Genomic DNA, 21,344 nt, shown 5'->3' with positions numbered 1-21,344 from the left:
GTGCCCATCGGTAACTACTATTCGGTTACGGGCGTCGCATCCGGCGCCGCCGGTGCCCCGGCTTTTTTTGCGGGCACCGGCGGTGTTCACTAACGGTATCTACAAATCTGGACGGGAGCCTAGAACGTGAACGTACTGCGCAGGCTCCAGTATTGCGACGGAGCGATGCGCCAGCCGGCGATGCTGCCGTCGGGCTGCGCGGCCACCGGAATCAGCTCGTTACCCACGCCGATGTTGCGGACGTTGAGCTGAATTGCCCAGTTGAAGTGCTTGAATTTGCGGCGGTAGCCAACCCAGCCGTCAATGTTCGTCTCAGCCGGAGCGTAGTAAGGATTCCGCACATCCGGCGCGGGGCCGAACACCGGGTCGTTGATGATCGGCGTGCCGATTGCTGCCTTGTCCTGCCAGCGCACGCCGGCACCGACATTGAAGCCCTTCAAAGTGCCGTCGGTGAAGGTGTAGTTGGTGACGAGGTTCCAGCGCCACTTGCGCAGTTCGTTCGTCGGCAGACCTTCTTCCGCGAGGCGCGGCAGCATCTGGTTGTAGACCTGATCGCGGAAGCGGAAGGCTGCTGTCGTGGTCGCATTGACGTCATCCCCCCGCAGCGCTCCGGCGGGACCGGCCATGAGCGGGACAAACTCGCTGAAGACGACCTCGCGCAAAGCGGTCGCGACGTTGGTGCGCACGGCCTCGGCCTTGGCGGCGTTGAGCGAGATGCGCCAGTTCTTGTTCGGGTTGAAGATCAACTCGTATTCCTCGCCGGTCGACCGGACGTCGGACGGTGCAACGACGGCGCCGGTGCGGCGATCGCTGGTGACGGTCGCGAGCTCGGGATTGGCCGCGTTGGGCGCCTCGACCACGCGGAACGTGCCGCGCAGCGCCTGGCCTGTGGGCGAGTTGTACCATTCCCTCCAAGCGGCCTCTCCGGCAGCATTGGCGGGATTGTGGCCACGCAGGATTTCGCCCTGAACGTCGGCCAGGAAGTCGGCGAGATTATTCAGCGGCTGCGAAAGATTGCCGAGCGTCGAGGACTGGCCGGAGATGGTTTCGTAGTGCGCGGCACGCAGCACGAACTTGCCGTTGAACGTGGAGATCATCACGCCGTAGTCGGTCGTCTCGCCGGTTTCATGCGCCAGCGGATGGTCGAAGATGTCGTAGCGTTGCCCAGCGGGCGCGAAGTTTTCCGCCTTGTTATAGAACGCGCTCAGCTCGGTGCCGAAAGGCAGACGGCGGTTCAGCCAGGCGGGCGAGTGCACGACGACGCCCCAGTTGAAATTGTCGATCGTCGTGTTCGAGACGGGCTTCGGGTAATAGTCCTCGTCGAGGATCGCCGTGCCCGTGTCCGGATCTTGCAACGCGGTGCCGGCGTCGGAGGTGATCACGTGGTCGCGGCGGGCGCCGAGCGTGCTGACCACATTGCCGTCGAGCCAGTAACTCTGCAGAATGCCGACGGTCGAGTTCACCTTCTCCTGCGTGTAGCGGAGATTGTTGCGACGGACGGCGGACGGATCCTTGAGGTCGGCGGAAATCAGGCCGAACTCACGCGTCGTCCAGGGCTTCAGACCGGAGACGGCGGTCGAGGTGGGTTCGTCATACCAGTAGAGGTTCACCCGCGAGACGTCGTCGGGGAACTGCGAAACCGGCGTGGCAATCACGCCCGTCGCGACGGAAGACGCGCCGCTGACGTTGGGCCCGAGATAGCGCATGATCATCGCACCGCGGGTCGCACTGCTGGCCGTCGAGACGTTGCCGCGGGTGGCCATGATGTAGTCGAGGCCGTTGTTGAAATAGAAGTTTCCGTTTTCCAACAGCGTCGTCTGCTCCTGGCGCGTGTGCGATGCCTGGAAGCGGTGGCGTCCGAGAACCTGGCCCAGCCACTTCGGGCCGAGTTCGTGGAGGTCGAGATCGTAGAAGGCGGTCGCGCGGCCGACGTCGCGATCCGCGGAGGTCACGACACTGCGGCTGTAAGCGGTGGTAAAGGGACGACCGAAATTGGGATTCGGCGTGCCGTCCGGCAGGTGCGTGTTGATGTCGAGGCGCACCGTGTAGCCGCTAATAGTGCTGTCGAGCGGCATGGCCGAACCGTTGTCCAATTCCTCGCGGTTGAACGCGAGCTCGACGCCGGCCTTGCCATCGAGGAACAGCTGCTCGCCAGTGATGTTGGAGGTCTTCCAGTCGGAGAATTCGCGTTTGTCGACGCTATCGAGTTGGTGGTGATAGAAGTCGTAGATCGCCGGATCGGTGATCTGGGTCGCTTTCCAGAAATTGCGGGTGATGTCGTTGACGTGAACCAGATTGTTATAAATCCGATTCAGTTCACGCAGGCCGCGGAGCTGGTCCTGAACCAGCGCGGTGCCAGCCGCATTCGGGTGTACGTTGCTGATGTTACCGCCACGCATGCCAACGACCTCCGGATGACCGGGGAGTCCCATGCTCATGATGGAGCTCGTCGGATCGTTGTAGACGAGAAGCATCTGGCGGGAACCGGCGGAAATGGCGCCGATCTGGCTGCTGATGACATTGCCGCTCACGCTGCCGTCAGCCAGCAGCGGATTGGGCCAGCCCGGAGCCGGCGTGCCGAGCAGCGACGAGACGCCGGTACTCGGATTGTAAACGGGCTTACCGAGATCCCACCAGAAAGTGTAGGCGTCGCCCGGAGGACGGATTTGCGGCCGGTTGGAGTCGATGTCGCCGTGCTCGTAGCTGGCACGCAATGTCGTGTTCTTGAAGGGCCGGTAAGTGATGGTGCCGAAAAGGCGACGATCATAGGAGCCAGCTTCCTCGATCTTGTAGGCGGTATCTTCGTAGAGACCCGCGACGCGCACCGCGAGCTGGCCGGGAATGACCACCTGGTTGTGGTCCAGCGTCGTGCGAAAGGTGCCGTATTGATCGGTCTGGACCTCAACCTCGGTCCGATCACGGCTGGGGTTCGCGCGGATCAGCGACGAGTTGACGATGCCCGAAGGACTGCCAAGGCCGAACAACATCGCGTTCGCACCGCGGCTGATTTCAACGCGGTCGATATTGTAGCTGTCCGGGGGCGTCGCCGTGATGAAGAAGTCGCGAGAGATGTCCGCCCGCGTCAGACCACGCACGCGGGTGCTGGGCTGCGAGCTCGCGAAGGCCGCGTCGTAGTTGACCTCGGAGCCGTTGGGATTGTCGATCGTGCCGGCGTCGGAGAAATTTCCCCCGCTGCCGCCGACTTCCGTGCCGAGACTGTACACCAACAGGCCTTCCAAGTCGGTCGCGGCGATATCGCGCAGATAGTCCTTCGTGACGACCGAGATCGAAGCGGCGATGTCCTTCAGGTCGGTGCGCAGACGCGTGCCTGATTGCACGCCGCCGGCGAGGTAGCCCGTATCCTGATCGGAATTCACCTCGAAGGGCGACAAGACCACCGGTTCGTCGCGTTCGGTGGAGTTTGGAGAACTGGCACTTTGGGCCAGGAGACGTGGGGCGAGCAGGAGAACGAGGCCGGCGAGTCCAGCGGACGCCAGTTGGCATCGGCCGGAGAGTAGGCGGAGGTCGAGCTTTATCATGGTATGGGTGTGGGAGCGTGGGTGGGGAGGAACGAAAGCGACGTCAGGTAACGGGGGTGCCAGTCACTCGCCCACGAGTTCCAGAAATCTCGGCTCAGGAAGCGGCCGGGCTGCAGGACAACACGTTCTGCGCGGAAGCAATGCGGCGGAGGGGACGAGCATGCGAGCAACCAAGGAACGTTTCTAATGCGCATTTGATTTTATGTGTCAACCGATAAACTTCGCCGGATTCCCGATTAGGTTTGTGCCGGAACGAATTCCTTCACACGCGTATTTGATCACACCTGCTGCGATTATCCTCTTCGCCACGAGCCGTGGCGCGCGGACATATGGCCAACACCCACAAAAATCCCCCCGGCGTTCCAAGCAGCCGCCGATATTTCAAGAAGCTCATCGTGCTCGCAGGGGGCATGCTGGTCGGCGTCCCCGGCGCGACCGGAGCAACCGAGCTCGCACGCGCGCCGAGCGCGTCCTCACCCAAAGTGGAATCACCTCGTTGGCCGACGTCCACCGCGCCGCTCGCACGCCCATGGCAGCCAGCTGACAAAATGGTCTGCCAGCAGAACCCGCCCGACTTCAGCTGCCCGGCCATCGCCGACGCCGTCAGTTACGATCTCCAAGTGTGTCGCGATGCCGCCGGCACAGACATCGCCTTCCGCGCCGATGCACTGACGCACAACTTCCATAACTTTTCCGAGATCTTCCCGGCCGGCACCTACTACTGGCGTCTTCGTTTTCATACGGCCTCGGGAACCAGCAGTTGGTCCGAGCCACGCCGTTTCCGCGTCGATTCGGAGGCATGGAAATTCCCGGTGCCGCCGGTCGACGATCTGCTGAAACGCGTGCAACACGGACACCCCCGCGTGTGGGTAACGCCGGAAACGCTCCCGGCGTTTCGCGCGCGCGCACGAGGCGCCAGCAAGGCCTGGTTCGATCCGGTGCTCGCTCGCGTGCGGCAGGAGATGAGCACACCGCTGCCCGAGGAGCCTGTTTTTCCGTTCGCCCCTGGAGGTCCCCGCACCACCGAATGGCTCGCCGCTCACCTCCGACTACGAGAGCACGGCTGGGACGGCTACGGCGGCGCCACCGTCCGCTTGTTGCGCACCGCCTTCTGCTATCTCGTCACCGGCGACCAGGCGATCGGCCGTCATGCCGTTGCTCAACTCCTGAACTTCGCCACGTGGGATCCCAACGGCGCGACAGGTTACGCGACGCACGATCAGGTGCATCGCTCGATCGCGTTGTATTCAGCGATGGCCTACGACTGGTGTTACGACGTGATGACGCCCGCGGAGCGCGACACCGTGCTCGCCATGGTGGAAACGCGCACGCGCACGATGGCGAAGTGCATGCTCGTGGGCCGGCCGCTAAACGAAGCGCCCTACGATTCGCACGCGTGGACCGCCTTCGGGTACGTCGGAGCCATTGCAATCGCGACGCTGCACGATTTGCCCGACGCGATCGTTTGGTTCAAAGCCGCCCTTCCCGCCTACATCAACACGCTGCCTCCTTGGGGGGGCGAGGACGGCGGCTGGTCGCAGGGACCGAACTACTGGCAATACAGCCAGCGCTCGAACCGCGAACTCGCCGACGCGCTGCTTTCCGCCACCGGTTTCAGCCTCTACGACAAGGCCTTCTTTCACAACAACGCCTACTTTCCGCTCTACGCATTCCCACACGGCTCGCCGCGTTCCCACTTCGGCGATGGCAACGAATACGTTCCCGCCAAGCACAGCGCCGATCACTTCCTCGCACTGGCCAACCTCTATCGCGATCCCGTCCTGAAATGGGCCGCACGCGCGCTCGGCGACGCGAAGATCGATCAACAAGAGGATTATCTCGGCGGCACGTTGCGCGACTACTTCACCTTCGACGACACGCTGACCGCTGAACCGCCACCGCCGGACTTCCCGCGCTCCCGTTGGTATCGAGATATCGACTGGGTGACGATGCACTCCGACCTCGTCGATCCCGAGCGCGTGTCGCTCTATTTCAAGTCGAGCCCCTACGGCAGTCACAACCACAGCCACGCCGACCAGAACAGTTTCGTCCTGAATGCCTATGGTGAGGCGCTCGCGATCGATGCCGGCTATTACGACAGCTACGGCACGCCGCACGACACCACATTCACGCGCCAGACGCTCGCCCACAACGCGATCACGCACGACGGCGGTTTCGGCCAGCCGATCTTCGACATCACCGCGAAAGGCGATGTGACCGGCTTCGTCACGAGCGATAAAATCGACGCGTGCACCGGCGACGCGACTCCGGCCTACAAAGGCGACCTCGCGCGCGCCATGCGGCACATCATCTATCTGCGTCCCGCCACGTTCATCGTGATCGACGATCTCGCGTCACCGAAAGCCGAGATGAAGTTCGAATGGTGGCTTCACGCCCTCGATCAGCTTGATCTCCATTCCGACCACTTGGGCGCGACGATCACCCGGGGCCGGGCCGCGCTTCGCGTGCGTTTCGCGTATCCAGAATCGCTCGACGCCCAAAAGCGCACCGAATTTATCGGCCCGCCCAACGCTTACCCGCCCGAACAAAAACCCGCGCCGGTAAAACCGGTGCCACTCGCGCTCGGCGATCTGGGCACCGCCGATCAGGTCCATGCCTGGTTCACCACGCCCCCTACCCGCGCCACGCAAGTCGTCGCCGTTCTCCAAGCCACGCGCGCCGGTAGCGAGCCGACCGCGTTCACGTCGCAGCGGATATGCAACGCCCTCGTGCTCGATTTCGCGGATGGCGCCAAGGTGATCGTGCGTCTGCAGGGTGACGAAAAAGTCACCGCCGGCGGTCTGACCTTTCGCGGAGCCGCTGCCGCCCGCGTCGGCGACACGACGCTTCTCGTCCAGGGCGATCGCCTGCAACGCGACGGTCGCCGCCTGGTCTCCTCGCTTTCGCCGATCACGACCGTGATCGAGCCGCAGACGGTGTCGTGGTCGTCGATGGACGACACCACCGTTCAATTCGGATTGGCCGACGTCACCGAACTACGCGACGAATGCAATCGCCTGTTTGATCGGACGCTGTGGTCGGCCGGACGAAACCGGATCACCGTAAAAAGCGAGTCCGGCGCCCACACCTTGCACGTTCGCACTTCCCTTCTGGAACCTTCCCTCACCTCTTCAAAGTGAAACGCTTCTTCTATCTTGCCCTGGCCGTTCTCCTGAACCCGCTCAATCACGTCGAGGCACGCCCGCCGAACGTCGTCATGATTCTCGCCGACGATCTGGGCTGGGCCGATCTCGGGCAAAACGGCTCGAAGATCGATACGCCCAATCTCGACCGGCTTGCGACGCAAGGCGTGACGTTGAATCGCTTCCGCGCCTCCGCGCCGATCTGCTCGCCGACGCGCGCCGCGCTCTTGACTGGACGTTATCCGCACAGCGTCGGTATGCCCGAACTTTCGAGCTCCAAGCCTCGCAACGGTATTCCATCGCTCGCGCTCGATCATGCTGCCGTCACCCTTCCGGAAGCGCTGAAACCCGCCGGATATCGCAGCGTGCTCGTCGGCAAATGGCACCTCGGCGCCAAACCGGGGGACGGACCGCGCACGCACGGCTTCGACGAGTTCTGGGGCTCGCTCATCGGCACGCCGATGTATTGGCAAACGAAGGAAACGTACCACAACGAAACGCCGATCAACGTGCAGGGCTACTACACGGATACGCTGACCGACGTCGCCGTCGATTACCTCAAGAAGTTCAACGATCCCGATCGTCCCCTCTTCCTCTATCTCGCGTATAACGCTCCCCACTACCCGCTCGAAGCGCCGGCCGAGCTGGTCTACAAATACCGCCGGCGCTTCGCGAATGACGGCCTCTTCGCCGTGTATGCTGCGATGGTGGAGCGACTCGATCAGGGCATTGGCCGCGTCCTCGCCACGCTCGACGAACTCAAGATGACTGACGACACGATCGTCGTGTTCACCTCGGACAACGGTCCTTCCGCGGAACCGAATGCCTACGGCCCGGCCGGCGCCGACATCTCCAACGGGCCGTTCCGCGAATACAAATTCTCCACCCACGACGGCGGCATTCGCGTGCCGTTCATCGCCCGTTGGCCGGGACATTTTCCCGCGGGCTCCGCTCGCGACGAGACCGCTGTGACGATGGATCTAATGCCCACTTTTCTCGAAGCCGCGGGTGTGAAGGAAACCGACAAGATCGAGATGCACGGACATTCGCTGCTCACGCTCCTGCAAGGCGGAGCGTTCCAGCGCAGCGAGGCCCTGCACTGGGAAACGCGGCAGAACGCCGCGACGTTGCTGGGCGAATGGAAACTCGTGCAGCGTTTCTGGACCTCGCAGCCTCGCTTGTATCGAATCTCTGAAGACATCGGCGAGGATCACGATCTCGCCGCTCAATTCCCCGGGAAAGTCCGGGAACTTCTGGCGCTCCACGCAGAGTGGAAGGCGAGGTATTACCCCAATCCAATCCCGCGCGAACTCACGCTGTCGCGTTACATGTTCCCGGATGAACCGGACGAGGCCCCGAAATCCGAAGCAAAACACCCCTAGGTGTATTCACTTCTTTGATTCGTAAGGCGAGAGACCGGGCGAGTCGCAGGCGTGAACTCCGTTCACTTCGCGGCCGACACCGGACCGTCGGTCAGGGGCGCATAGGCGTCGGGCCGGCGCTCCTTGATCGTCAGCGTCGCGGATTCGCCTTCGCCGTTGCCGACGGACATGTAGCGCAACCGCCATTGCTGATTGAGATCCACGTCCGCGATCGCGTGCGCAAAGTCGCCGTTCGCATCTGCCAGCACTTCGCCTCGCGGATTCAGGATGCGACTCGGCGAGTCGGTGACGGTGGAGGACGAAACGAGCCAAACGCCGTTGTCCATCGTCCGCGCTTTCCACACATGCTCCCAATGCTCCGGCGCACCGTCGCCCGCCAGCGGAAGGAAAAGCACTTCCGCCCCGGCGAGCCGTAGCGCGCGCGCCGTTTCGTCGAACCAGTTGTCCCAGCACGTCATGATGCCGATGCGGCCGAAGTCCGTGTCGAACACTCCAAATTCATTTCCCGGCGTGAGACCGCTGTCGGTCTCGCCCATCGTCAGATGCATTTTCCGATATCTGCCCACCAAACGACCTTCGCGATCGATGAGCACGGCCGTGTTGTGAAACAGCGTGCCGTTGGCTTCGAGCAACGTGGCGATCACATACGTCCCATACTGCTTCGCCTTCGCCGCGAGCGCGTTCGTCAACGGTCCGGGAATCGGTTGAGCCTTTTGCGCGAGAGGCTCTTTCACGAAACGCGTCGCGAGGTTTTCCGAGAAGAGCACCACATCCGGTTTTTGCGGACCGACTTGGTCGAACATCTTCAACATCAGCTCGGTGTTGCCCGCGACCGTTGCCGTCGGAATGTCCGGCTGAATGCGCGTGGTCGCGATACGAATTTTCCGTGGAGCCGGCGCGGCGACCTGAATGAATTGCGGATTTTTCCAGAATGCTTTTCCGCCCGGCGCCCAACGGAGGCCCAACTCGATCAGCACCGATTTCGCCTCCGCGGGTGCCTGCAAGGTCCGAACACTAGTCCGCCAGTCGCCCGTGCCCTCGATCGGCAGCACGTAATCGCGCTGCAGACTGTCCCTCCCATCTTCCGAACGAAACCACGACAAGATCACCAGCATGCTCGTTGCTTCCGAGGCGACACCCTCCGCTTGGTGCTGAACCGCGAAGCGATAATATTTTCCCGGCTCGATGCCCCCGACCAACGTCGTCCATTTGCCGACGGACTCGAAGCGATCGGCCTGCAGTGCCAATGCCGGACCGCCGTCGCGCTGAACCAATTCGCCGCGCAGGGCGAGCGCCGGACGTGGCGACCACAATGTCCACCCCGCGGGCACACTCGCCGCCGACGGATCGATCGCCGCGCCCCCGAGGAGATTACGCGAGGACTCCGTCGCGCCGACGGTGCTTCCGATCAAAGCTGCAAGAACGACGCAAAGGCGGGAATGAAAGGTAGAGGACTGCATAAGAGTGAGCAAAGAGGTTGCCGGAGAATCCAGCGGCGAGCGGTCAATACGCGCCCGCCGAGCGCGAGATCGTTTCGGAAGGGAATTTGGGTTTGGAAAAGAGCATCGTGGTCCGTGGGGAGCTTTGATTCAGAGGGTCGGCGCATCTCTGTTTCCACGCAACGCCTTGTGATTCCATCCGTCCCACCGCGTCCTCACGCCGCACCAGATCGACTTGTTTAGCGGGAGCGTGCCGCCCGTCGAAAAGCTTCCCGCAATGCTTCTTCCTGCTGACTAGACACATATTTCAAATCCTCGTCCGGCGCCGCGCGGCGAAGAGGTCGCCGCAGCAGAACAAATGCGCATTGGAAGTGTTTCGTTTTCGGTGGCAAGTTCTTTTCCCGTCTTCTCTTCGCCGAGGAGGCGGCTGGGAATCGGGAAGGCACAAATCCGGGAACGCGTGATTGCCTTCCATCCCACGCCTCATCAAATGCGCATTTGTTCCCGCGGCACTTTGTCAGCTCACTCCTTGCTTATGAACCGCTTCGTCCGATTCTCGTTTCTCCTTGCCGCGCTTTCCCTTGTCCCCGCGGCCGTCGCGCTTGCGGTCTTTCCGGGCGCGGTCGGGTTCGGTTCGCACACGGTCGCCGGACGTGGCGGTCAGGTGTATCGCGTGACAAATCTCAACGACAGCGGTCCGGGTTCGCTCCGTTTCGGAGTTCAGGAAATCCAGGGCCCGCGCGTAATCGTGTTCGAGGTTTCCGGGGTGATCGAGTTGGAGTCCGACCTCGTCGTGCGTCCGAGCAGCCAGGGCGAGTATGGCTTTCTCACCATCGCCGGACAGACCGCCCCGGCGCCCGGCATCACCCTCAAGAACGCCGGCATCGCCGTGCGAAATCACGACGTGCTGATCCAACATCTCGCGATTCGACCAGGCACCTCGACCGCATTTCCCAGGCTGCCGCGGGCGGGCAATCGCGACTCGATCAAGATCGAAGCACCCGACGGCGAATCGACCTACAATGTCGTCATCGATCACGTCTCATGCAGCTGGGCGATCGATGAAACCGCGTCGACGTGGAGCGATGGCGGATCGATCTACAATGTGACATTCCTCCACTCGATCTTCGCCGAGCCGATTCGTAACGGCGGGGCGAAGTCACCGTCGGGCTATGGTCCACTCGCCGGCCGAAACACCATGGGCGTGTCGTTCATCGGCAATCTCATGGCGTTCAATCACCATCGCAATCCGCTCATCCGCGACAGCATCACCAATGTCCAGGCCCTCAACAATCTCATCTACCGTCCGCACCCGAGCCATCACGGCGCCATTTATTTCGGCTCCGCCGGTCCCGAGACGCCTGATATGCGGCTCATCGCTTCCGCCGCGGGTAATGTCGTGATTCGCGCCCCCGCCGGCGAGTTGGAGGGGCATCATTATCCGGTCTCGACGCTGGCCGTTTTCGTGCACCCCCTGGCGCCGACGCGTCTCAGTCTCCATCTCGATCACAATTCCGTTTTCGATCCGGACACCAACACGTGGCACCCGACCGACGGGAAGCCGTTCAGCAAGGAAATCTACCGTTACGACTCGCCGGCCGAGCCCGCGCGGTGGACTTCGAATCCGTTTCCCGCCAACGGCGCGGAGGGTTGGAAGGACGCGCCTGAACAGCATGAAGCCAAGGTGCTCGCCATCGCCGGCAAACATCCCGCGTTCCGCGACGCGGTCGACGCAGCGCTAATCGAAAAAGTCCGCAGCCGCACCGGTTCCTGGATTCTCCACGAAGAGGATCTCGGTCCCACGCCGTGGCAGCCGGTCGATGTCCGAAAAACACGTCCGCTCGTGCTGCCGGCGGATCCCGACGCCGATCCCGACAACGACGGCTACACAAATCTCGAAGCATGGTTGCACCGCTGGTCCGCCTTCGTGGAAGGCCGCGCCAAAACGCCGCCGACGGCGGAAGTCGAACCACCCCCGCACCGCAATTATCAAACGCCCGGCGCCGTCGCAGATTTGCCGGTGTTTTATCAACGGGTGGCCGATCGCGTGACGCATCCGCTGTCGTGGACCTCGGGCGCGTATCAGGATTTTGGATCCTGGAAGAAACGCGTGCAACAGCGCGTGCAGCAAAGCTGGTTCGCGCCCCCGCCCTCCGCGCCGTGGGACGTCGCGGTGTTGGGCGAGGATGATCGCAGCACCTACGTGGTGCGAAAACTCGCGGTCAACATTTCCGGCGACAGCCGCGTGCTCGCCTACTTGACCGTGCCGAAGGGCCGCGGACCGTTTCCGGCGGTGCTCGTGTTGCACGACCACGGCGGGCGCTTCGATATCGGCAAGGAGAAGATGGTGGGGCCCTTCGACGTGCCGGAAGCCGTCAGCAGGTCATCCGAAGAATGGATACAACGCGCCTATGGCGGTCGCCACGTGGCCGATGAACTTTCGAAACGCGGCTACGTGTGCTTCATCACCGACGCATTGAATTGGGGCGATCGGGGCGGCGGCGGCGATCGCGGCCAACAAGCCATCGCATCCAATCTGATGCACCTCGGCATGTCGTTTTCGGGCGTGATGGCGTGGGAAGATCTGCGCGCGGCCGAGTTCCTCGCGGGCTTGCCCGAAGTGGATCGCAGCCGGGTCGCCGCGCTCGGGCACTCGATGGGAGCATATCGTGCGTGGCAGGTCGCGGCCGCATCGCCGCACATCGCGGCTGGCGTCGCGAATTGTTGGATGGCGACCGTCAAAAGCCTCATCGTTCCGGGCAACAATCAGGCGCGCGGCGATCCCGCTTACAGCATGTTGCACCCCGGCTTGCTCGCCGATCTCGACTACCCCGACATTGCGAGCCTGGCATGTCCGAAACCCATGCTGTTCCACAACGGCCGTCACGATCGCCTGTTTCCGCAATTCGGAGTGGAGCACGCCTACGCCAAGATGCGCGCCGTGTGGCAGTCTCAAGGCGCCTCCGATCGGCTCGTCACCACAACATGGCCGGTGGAGCACACTTTCACCGCCGCGATGCAAGAGGCCGCGTTCACCTGGCTCGATGCGGTGCTGAAGTAGGAGGAGCAAAATCGTCCCTGGCCGCGCTCACCGAGTATTCAACGAGGCGAAGACCAATCACACGCACGTCGGCAAATTCACGTTTTGACCCTCCTCGGGATTTCGTGCTGTGTCCTGCCGGAATCCGGTCGGGGCGCGAACTTCGCACCTCTCCTGACCGGCAGCGTTTCTCCGGCGTAACCGACAAGCACCTCCAGTGGACCCGAAGGCCCTCTCAACCTCGCATCCCATCAAAGCCCGCGACTACAACGTAAGCATGCGCGACATCGCCGAGGCGGCCGGCGTTTCCGTTTCAGCCGTGTCGCTGGCGTTCAAGAACAGTCCGAAGATATCGCTGGAGCTGCGACAAAAACTCGTCGGTCTTGCGCGTAAAATGGGTTACCAACGTGACCCGCGGATCGCTGAGCTGATGCAGCACCTGCGCACTCCGCGCGCGGAACGGGCCACGTCAAAAGTCGCCATGATCATTCCCGAGCTGACGCGCGAGCAGCTCGCGCATTATCCGCCCATCCTCGGATTGATCGAAGGTGTGGTGGAGATCGCCGCTATGGCCGGGTTCGGACTCGAGCGTTTTTATCTCGCAGATGCCGGCATGTCGTTGCGGCGCGTGCGCACGATCCTGCTGGCGCGCGGCATCAAGGGGGTGGTCATCGCCCCCTGCGCGAGCGGCGTGGCCCAGCTGTCGTTCGATTGCAACGGACTGTGTGTCGCCACGGCAGGCTATAGCATCGAGGAGCCGCGGCTGCATCGAGCGTGCCCCAACTATCTCCAGATGATGGATGAGCTTCTGGCCGACTGCACCGCGAAGGGATACCGGCGGATCGGCCTGATCATGACTTATAACGAGGGCGGTATCGGCCACAAACTGTTCACCTCCTCCCTGCTCTTCCATCAATCGAAGATACCGCCGGCGCAACGCGTGCCTATTCTTCCGAAGCCGATGATCACGCCCGAGAATACCGCGGAATGGTTCCGCAATCACCGGCCTGACGTCATCATCAGTGCCGGCCCGGTAATGGCGCTGCTCACCCGGATCGGCCTGCGTATCCCTGAGGATGTCGCCTTCGCGAGCATCGATGTCTCAGAACCGCCGTGCAATTCCGCGGGCGCGGATCACCGCTACAACTTGGTCGGCCGAGAAACCCTGAAGCTCGTCCTGAGCCAGCTCAGCCTGAACCTCACCGGGATCCCCGAGAACCCCAAGGTCGTGCTGGTCGACAGCCATCAACGCGAAGGCTACAGTCTGCCGCCAAAAAGCGGCGCAGCCCCCACGTCTCGCCGTCGACGTTCCTCGGATCCCAAACCGTCCTCCCTGCCGGTGTTTCGAGGCTTCCTCGATTAGGCCGATCAGCGGCCGTCGATTCCGGATTTCAACCGCTCCCGCACATGCTCGTACAGAGCGCGTGGGCGTCGAAGTTCGTCCACCAACCCCCAACGCCGGTAACCGTCGTCACCGGTTCCCGGATACCGACTCGCGTAATCGTTGAAAGACCAGTAGGAGAAACCGCAGATCCAGGGCCGTTCCCGCACGATCGCCAACATTGCATCGAAGTGGGCGATTCTCTCCGCCTCCGCTTTTACCCGATCGGCGCGCAGTCCGTATTCCGTAATGAGCACTGGCTTCTGCGGCCACCGGCGGTGCACCGGATCGAGAAAGCGCGCCACTTCGGCCGGTTTGAAATAGAGGTTCGTGGAAATGAAATCCACGTGATCGAAAGCGCGCTCCGCCCCGGGCGCCGCCACACTCAACTCCCGCAGCTCACGCCCGAGAGCCGCAAACGTCACCGGTCGCGTAGGATCGAGTTCTTTCAGGAACCGCACCATGTCGCGGGTCCACGCGATCCCTTCCGGCGTCCAGGATTCATATTCGTTGCCGATGCTCCAGCCGACCACGCTAGGATGGTTCGCTGCCAGCGCCACAAGTTCTTGCATCTCCTGTTTGAAACGCTCGCGCAGTTCCGCCGAAGCGACGTCCTCGGCGAGGTAGCCCCACATCCCGACCTCCAGGATCAACAGCATTCCTTCACGATCCGCCCATTCGAGGAGGTTTTTCCCCGGTGCCGTGTGCTGCAGGCGGGCGAAGCGAAGTCCCGCGTCCTTCATCAGTCTCATATCCTGCTCAACCGCCGCATCCGGATCGATGCCGCCATATAAGGGATGGCCGCGCGCCCGGTTTGCGCCAGCGAGACGGACGGGACGGCCATTGAGGAGAAACCGACCGTCCCGGACTTCGATTTCCCGGAATCCGAATTGCGCCTCGGACGAGTCCGATCGCCCGGCATCCGTGGCAGTTATGCTGCACCGATACAGCTGCGGCGCATCGAGCTCCCACTGACGATAGGTTCCCGCCGCCAGCTTCGTCTCCAGGGTAACGCGCCCGCTGGCGCCCGGTGCCGCCTCCCAGACGCCGTTCAAAGTCGTTCCAATCACGCGCGCCTGATCATCGAGAATCTTTGCCTCGAGTCGCACCTTGGCCGGCTCCAGCCGCGCGTTCCTCAGCTGAATCTGCAGCTTCAGCTTTGCCGATCCATCCGGCTGAAAATCCGTCTCGATGCGCTGGCCGGCGATCCACACCGGCGCCCGGGGCACGAGGCGAACGTCCCCGAGAATCCCGCCGTAATTGAGCCACGGATACTGACCGGAGTTCGCGGTCGTGCCCGAGCGCGCCCCGGGCAGAGCGCGGAACTTCACACGATTGTCCACCGCCACGACGAGGAAGTTCTGTCGTCCGGGAAGCAGATCCCGGGTGACGTCCACGGCAAAAGGCGTGTAGCCTCCCTCGTGTTCGCCCACCCTCCTGCCGTTCAACCAGACCCGACAGCGCTGAAATACCGTGGCGAATTCCAGCTGCCAGATCCGGCCGTCCCCGGCGTCCGGAGGAACAGCCACCGAGCGTCGATACCACGCAACCCCGACATATCCATAACGTGGATCGCTCAGATAGTCGTGTGGCACGGTCACAGCATCCCAGCCTTGCAAACTGTGCGGCGCCGCCCCGTCCCACTCTGCAGCCGGCCGGTGCCAGCCTTTGCTCTCGCCCGTTCCCGTCGGATCGAGCGCGATCGTCCATCCTTCGCCCGCCAGATCGAGCGGCCGTTCACCCGCCCGCAATCCCGCCAGCAAGCCGACAAGGATCAGAAACATCCGCAATCGATTCGTCCGCATAAGCGACCTCCTATTTTGTAAACATCACCACCGCGCCATCGCCGGCGGCGAGCGACAACGACCACGTGTTTGTCGCGACCACGCCGCTTTTGTCCCGCCGAGATAGTGTCAGCGCCTCCGGGCTCGTTACCTCGACCATGCGATAATGTCCCGATCCGAGAAACGACAGCGGCACCTCCTCGAGCCGGCGCGCTGTTGTTCCGTTCAGCACGCTCAGAAACCACGTGTCTCCGGAGCGTCGCGCTATGACCGACAGCTCCCCCATCCGGCTCGCCGGCAACACGCGCGTCTCGTCCCACACCGACGGGATGCGACGCAGCACCTCGAGCCCCGCACGCGTCGCTGGATCCCGCAGGATTTTGTCGGGGTGTTCGGCCATGATCTGCAACGGCGAATGAAACTGGACAAACGTCGCCAGTTGATGCGCCCAAGTCGTCGCGCCCGGATTTGAATAGCCCAGCGGCGTATAATCGCCCGGCCCCACCACGAATCTCGTGAATGGCAATACGACATTATGGGACGACGGAATCGGGCCCTCTTTCATCCGGTTCAGCTCCAATCCACGAATCGCCTCGCGCGTGATCTCGTTGGGATAGGTGCGCGCCTCACCGGTCGGTTTTGCCACCCCGTGGAAAATCACCAGCAACCGGCGTTCGGCCGCGAGACGGCAAGCCGCCACCGTGAAGTCCACCCGGTCTTTCGATTCGGCATTCAGGAAATCCAGCTTCACGCCCGCTACGCCCGCCGCCTTCGCATGATCGAGAAACGTCCGCAGCCGCGCCCAGTTTTTCGTCGGGTCCGCCACCTCCTTGTAGTCTTTCCAAACCAGCACACGCACGCCCCGTTCGTGCCCATGCTCGCACAATCGGCTGATCGCATCCCACGCGTCCGGCCATTCTTTCCAACCGTCGTCCACCAGCGAATACTCGAAGCCGAGCTCCGCCGCGTCATCGATCATCCGCCGTTCTTCCTCCGGCGTGCCGGTTCCCTTGCTCCACCAGCGCCACACCGCGCGCCCGGGGCGAATATACGAGGTGTCCGCGTAGAGCGCGGGATCCGGCGGCGCCGCAAGATGGGTGACAAGATCGCTCGTCGCCAGCGCATTGAGATCGCGGGCCACGAGCGTCACGCGCCAGGGTGTCGTGATGGTTCCCTCGACCAAAAATCCTTCCTCCCCTTCGGTGAAGTCGGCAACGACGCCGCGTGTCCCCACCTCCGCCCGCAGTCTCAGGCCGCTGTAGTTTTCCAGCGCCGCTTCGGTCACGAGTACGAAACCCGCACCGCTGGCCAACTCCGCCACCAAGGGCGGTCCCTGCACCGGTCCGCCCGGCGACACGTTCGCAAGCTCCGAAACGTGAGCCGCGCGCCACTCGCCAGCGTAGCTCTTGAGTTTCCAGGCGGAGGCTCGCTCGAAATACCAGACGCGACTCTCCGGCGGCAGCGTCCACGCGGACGCCTCGCCATTCACCCGTCTCAAACCTTCGCCCGGCACGATGAGCCGCCACGCGAACCCATCGTCATACGCTCGCGCCTCGAGCGTTATCCGTTGCGCAAATCGCGGATGCGACAGCGCCAGCCGCAAGGTCCGCGCATGATTGCGGGCGCGCGCCTTGCCGCCGAGCAGCGGATACGTCTCATCGATCTCGCCGTAGTCCGCCGACCCGGCGATCGCGCCGACTCCGAGATCAACACCTTCGATCGTAATGCCAAGTCGCGACGATGCGACAATCTCGCGACCGTCGGTTCGCACGGAGTAGTGCCACGCTCCTGATCCATCGGCGCCGACCTCCGCCTGCAATCTGCCGTCCGGACTGGTCAGCACCGCCGCCGTCAGGCCAAACGGGAGGAGTAGAAGCACCGCCAGCGCGCGTCCGATCATGCCACCCGTCGCCGGCGATGCGCTCGTGTTCGTCATTTGCCCGGACCGTAGCAACGCACGTCGAACAGCGCCGCCGGGACATTCGCCGACGGTCGCCAAAGTTCGATTCTCAACTCACGCGTGATCGCCGGCTTCGACAGCACGATCGTCCTGCGCGTTTGATGCTGTTCGTCACATTCGGCGAGAGCCGTGCCCTCTCCATCGAGCAAACGACACCCGCGCACGCAAAACGGCATGCGATTCTCCGGATGCCCCCACAACACGGTCTCCATCGGGTGATCGAAATCCGTGTCGAAGCCGAGTTCGACGCGAGCGATCGTCTGCGGCGTCTCCCATCGCAGCGTCAGCACCGGACGCTCCTCGTCCACGGCCGCGACCCACGCGTTGGGCTGGTTCGTCGGACGCGCCACGCCGTTGAGCACGTTGGCCGCGCCGAAAAGCGAGATCGGCTGCGCCAATCTCAACGCGATGTTCTGTCCGGCCGGACGCCGCTTGGGCTGCCAGAACTCGAAGGTATCCACCCCGATCTCGGACGGCGGCGTCTGAACGGCCGACTTCGCCACGGCAAGATTCACCGCATGGCAGAGCGAGAGCACGCCTGTGACCCGCCGCTCGCTCGTGCGCAGGCGGACGTGCTCGTTGGCGAAAAAGCAAACGAACGCGTAGCGCGCATCATCGAAGACATGATCGAATGCCACCCGCACTTGCGCGGGTCCTGCAGCCAGCGGCAGCGTCTTCCGCTCCAGCGTCACGTCCGGAGTATGATTGTCCGGCCGGCTGCTTTGTCGCAGTTCCACGCGCAGATCGGCTGCGTCCGCGACTTCCGCCCAGATGGAAAGATCGATCTTCGTGCCGGACGTCACCGGCAGGAGCATCGCCCAACCATCCTTCAGCGCCAGCCAGGGACCGTCCGGCGGCAGGTCTATGAGCTTGAATTCGCTCGACGCGGAGACCTGGGCGGTCGCCACCAGATCGTCCGTATCCGGAATCCTGATTCCAGGAATGTGCTGGCCGGTGCGTTGCAGCGAGAGTTGCAGTTCGCGCATCCGCGCGGGCTCGGTCAGCGACCGCGGCCGCACGTGGTAGCGGCGACAAAGCGCCGCCGCCATGCCGACTGCCTGGCCGGCGTGGGCACAGGTCGCCATCACCCGACTCGAACCGAACGCCACATGCGTAGCGCTGATGATCCGGCCGGCGAGAAAGAGATTCGTGATATTGCGGCTGTAGAGACAGCGATAGGGAATCGGATAAATACCCTTCGCGTGCCATTGGTTGCAGCCCGGCATTTCGCTGAAAACGCCGTCGGCCGGATGCAGGTCGATCGACCAGCCGCCAAAAGCGACCGCGTCCGGGTGCGCTCGCTGCTCGACGACATCCTGCTGGCGGAGAATGTAGTCGCCCTCGAAACGGCGGCTCTCGCGTTTCCCGGGGATCGTGCCCACCCACTCAAGCGTCAAATTCGCCGCTTCGGGAAATTTCCCGGAATTCTTGATGTGGTTCCAGACCCCGTAAACGACGCGCCACAACTCCCACTTGATTTCCTCGGTCGCGTGGACCGTATCGAGGCGGCCGCCATATTCGATCCACCACAACTTGCAGCCCTGATCCTTCGCGCTGAAATCCCGCCAACGCGGCACCTTCGTGATGTCCTTGAGCGCGAAACTCGGCGGCGTAAAGGCCACCGGCCTTCCCGTGTCCTTGGTGTAAAAATACAGCGAGTGCCCCAACAATTCGCCGTATTCACGGGCGGGCGCGAATTTCTCGCCGAACTCGGCCGTCGACTCCGCGCCCATCCGAAACGCCGCGCCGGCGAGAAACCCCAGCACGCCATCTCCCGAGGCATCACAGAAAATCGGCGCGCTCAAGTCGTAGAGCGTCGAGTTCTGCGAACAGAAACCGCGCACGCTCCGAATGGTGTCGGCGTCCTCCTTCGTCACGTCGAAAACGGCCGTGTTGAGCAGGAGCCTGATGTTCGGTTCGGCCGCGACCTTCTCGAGCAGCAAGGCGTCCACGAGGTGCGGATTGCCCTCGGGATTGCGAAATGTGTTTTCAACCAGGATCTCGTCGATCAGGCCGCCCTCGCGGGCCCACCGGTTGTTGTTTCCCATGTGCGAGGTCGCACCTAGCACCCAGAGCCGCACCTCGCTGGAGGCGTTGCCGCCCAGCACGGGACGATCCTGCACGAGGATCACTTTGATGCCGGCGCGCGCCGCGGTGACGGCGGCGCAGGTGCCCGCGAGGCCGCCGCCGATCACGACCAGGTCGGCGACCAGCCGCTGGGTGACGAGTTCACGTCGTTCGGTTGGAGAAGCAGTAATCATGAAGAAAGTATCGCCGCGGGACGGCGCCGCAGGCGCCAGAGCAGCAGCAGCGCGAACGGATGCAGAACCGCCATCAGGTAGAAGGCCGGGCCGTAGGAATGCTGGGTCACGATGGCGCCGACGGCCTTGTTCATCAGGATGCCGCCGAGCGAACTGCCCGCGGCCACGATGCCAAAAACCGTTCCCAAAGAACCCTTGGGCACGAGATCGACGACGAGCGCGCTAAGGTTGATCAGCCACGCCATGTGGGCGAGGACCGCACACATGCCGAGCGTGAGCACCAGCCACAGCGGATCGATTTGCGGAATCAACGCCGCGAGCGGAACGACCGCCGCGCACGCCAGCATGATCCAGAGGCGACTATTGGCCGCTGGCATGCGCCGTTTGATCAGGAGTCCGGAGAACCACCCGCCGGACAATGCACCGATATCGGCTGCGAGAAATATCACCCACGTGATCGAGAGTGAAAACTGATCCAGGCCGCGTCCGTCGTAGAGATATTTGGCGAACCAGAACTGGAAGAAATACCACACCGGATCCGTCAGCATGCGTCCAAAGATCAGCAGCCAGACCTCCTTGCGGCGGAGCAACTGCCACCAGCGGCCCCAGTCACCTCCGTCACCGGCGACACCGTTCTCGTTGCCTGCGGCGATGAGCTGGCGTTCCGCCTCGGTCACGCGCGGATGCTCGTCCACGCGGCGATACAGCCACAGCCACGGGATCAGCCAGAGCAATCCCGCAAATCCCGTCACGACGAACGCCGCCTGCCAGCTATGCCACGAGGCGAGACCGATGATCAGAATCGGGGCAATCGTCGCGCCGATCGTCCCTCCCAATGTATAAAGACCGATGGCCAGACCGCGCTCCCGGGCGGGGAACCACTCCGACACCGCCTTGGGCGCAGCGGTCCAGTTGCCCGCTTCGCCGAGCCCCAGCAGGAAGCGAAACGCGCCGAGCGATCCCACCGATTTGGCGAAGCCAGTGAGGATGTTCGAAATCGACCACCAGCCGACAAACAACGCCAGTCCGGCCCGGACGCCGAATCGGTCGACGATGCGGCCGGACACGAGATAGGCGATCGTGTAGGCGACGAGGAACAGGTTCAGCACCGTCGCATAATCCTCGTTCGTCAGCGCCAGATCCTTCTGGATCGTCGGCGCGAGGATCGAAAGCGTTTGCCGGTCGATGTAATTCAGAACCGACGCGAAGAAGATCATCGCAACGATCCACCACCGAAGGTGGCGAATCTTGCGCGGGGCAGCGGGTGCGGAGCGTGACATGGAATCAGGGGACGGGACCTCAGATGGCATTCATCCCGCCTATCGATAAACGCAGGAGTGAGAATCTACTTCTTCGGCGAACCGCCGCAGGCCGCGAGATGGTCGACCGTCGACCAGCACGGCCTGCCGGCCGGG

General features: G+C 63.0%; 10 protein-coding genes. 4 read left to right on the top strand and 6 right to left on the bottom strand.

Annotation, left to right across the window (positions count from 1 at the left end; genetic code table 11):
- Nucleotides 1-119: 119 nt before the first annotated feature.
- On the bottom strand, nt 120-3,539 hold the full coding sequence (locus AC6RV7_RS18805; RefSeq protein WP_500095737.1) for a TonB-dependent receptor plug domain-containing protein: 3,420 nt from the start codon (nt 3,537-3,539) through the stop codon (nt 120-122).
- A 482-nt stretch (nt 3,540-4,021) separates the two neighbouring features.
- Here AC6RV7_RS18805 and AC6RV7_RS18800 point away from each other — a divergent pair, with 482 nt between their 5' ends.
- Together AC6RV7_RS18800 and AC6RV7_RS18795 are read left to right on the top strand one after the other, a co-directional pair.
- Nucleotides 4,022-6,679: a DUF4962 domain-containing protein gene (locus AC6RV7_RS18800; protein WP_500095736.1), complete on the top strand. Its 2,658-nt coding sequence runs from the start codon at nt 4,022-4,024 to the stop codon at nt 6,677-6,679.
- Nucleotides 6,676-8,064: a sulfatase-like hydrolase/transferase gene (locus tag AC6RV7_RS18795; protein WP_500095735.1), complete on the top strand. Its 1,389-nt coding sequence runs from the start codon at nt 6,676-6,678 to the stop codon at nt 8,062-8,064. The genes AC6RV7_RS18800 and AC6RV7_RS18795 overlap by 4 nt, the downstream gene beginning before the upstream one ends.
- A 62-nt stretch (nt 8,065-8,126) precedes the next feature.
- Here the strand turns inward: AC6RV7_RS18795 and AC6RV7_RS18790 are convergent, their stop codons facing one another.
- Nucleotides 8,127-9,524: a carbon-nitrogen hydrolase family protein gene (locus tag AC6RV7_RS18790; RefSeq protein WP_500095734.1), complete on the bottom strand. Its 1,398-nt coding sequence runs from the start codon at nt 9,522-9,524 to the stop codon at nt 8,127-8,129.
- 514 nt (nt 9,525-10,038) lie between these two features.
- Between AC6RV7_RS18790 and AC6RV7_RS18785 the strand changes: the two genes are divergently transcribed.
- Together AC6RV7_RS18785 and AC6RV7_RS18780 are read left to right on the top strand one after the other, a co-directional pair.
- Nucleotides 10,039-12,564 (top strand): alpha/beta hydrolase family protein, encoded by a 2,526-nt coding sequence (locus AC6RV7_RS18785; RefSeq protein WP_500095733.1) that lies wholly within the window; start codon nt 10,039-10,041, stop codon nt 12,562-12,564.
- 256 nt (nt 12,565-12,820) lie between these two features.
- Nucleotides 12,821-13,906, top strand: coding sequence for a LacI family DNA-binding transcriptional regulator (locus tag AC6RV7_RS18780; protein WP_500095732.1), 1,086 nt, complete (start codon nt 12,821-12,823; stop codon nt 13,904-13,906).
- A 5-nt stretch (nt 13,907-13,911) separates the two neighbouring features.
- Here AC6RV7_RS18780 and AC6RV7_RS18775 read toward each other — a convergent pair whose 3' ends face one another.
- The 4 genes from AC6RV7_RS18775 to AC6RV7_RS18760 are packed head-to-tail and all read right to left on the bottom strand — an operon-like array spanning nt 13,912 to nt 21,209.
- Nucleotides 13,912-15,708 carry a glycoside hydrolase family 2 protein gene (locus tag AC6RV7_RS18775; RefSeq protein WP_500095731.1) on the bottom strand — a complete coding sequence of 599 codons (1,797 nt, stop codon included), beginning with the start codon at nt 15,706-15,708 and terminating at the stop codon, nt 13,912-13,914.
- Nucleotides 15,709-15,739: 31 nt separating this feature from the next.
- Nucleotides 15,740-17,644, bottom strand: a complete 1,905-nt coding sequence (locus tag AC6RV7_RS18770) for a glycoside hydrolase family 97 protein (protein ID WP_500095730.1) — start codon at nt 17,642-17,644, stop codon at nt 15,740-15,742.
- Nucleotides 17,641-19,929 carry an FAD-dependent oxidoreductase gene (locus tag AC6RV7_RS18765; RefSeq protein ID WP_500095729.1) on the bottom strand — a complete coding sequence of 763 codons (2,289 nt, stop codon included), beginning with the start codon at nt 19,927-19,929 and terminating at the stop codon, nt 17,641-17,643. The genes AC6RV7_RS18770 and AC6RV7_RS18765 overlap by 4 nt, the downstream gene beginning before the upstream one ends.
- Nucleotides 19,926-21,209 (bottom strand): MFS transporter, encoded by a 1,284-nt coding sequence (locus AC6RV7_RS18760; protein ID WP_500095728.1) that lies wholly within the window; start codon nt 21,207-21,209, stop codon nt 19,926-19,928. Before AC6RV7_RS18760 ends, AC6RV7_RS18765 begins: the two co-directional genes overlap by 4 nt.
- Between the last annotated feature and the right edge of the window lie 135 nt (nt 21,210-21,344).

The organism is Opitutus sp. sgz309028 (genome assembly GCF_059821195.1).
The sequence above is the reverse complement of the archived record's forward strand: the minus strand, read 5'-3'. Positions and strand labels throughout refer to the sequence as shown.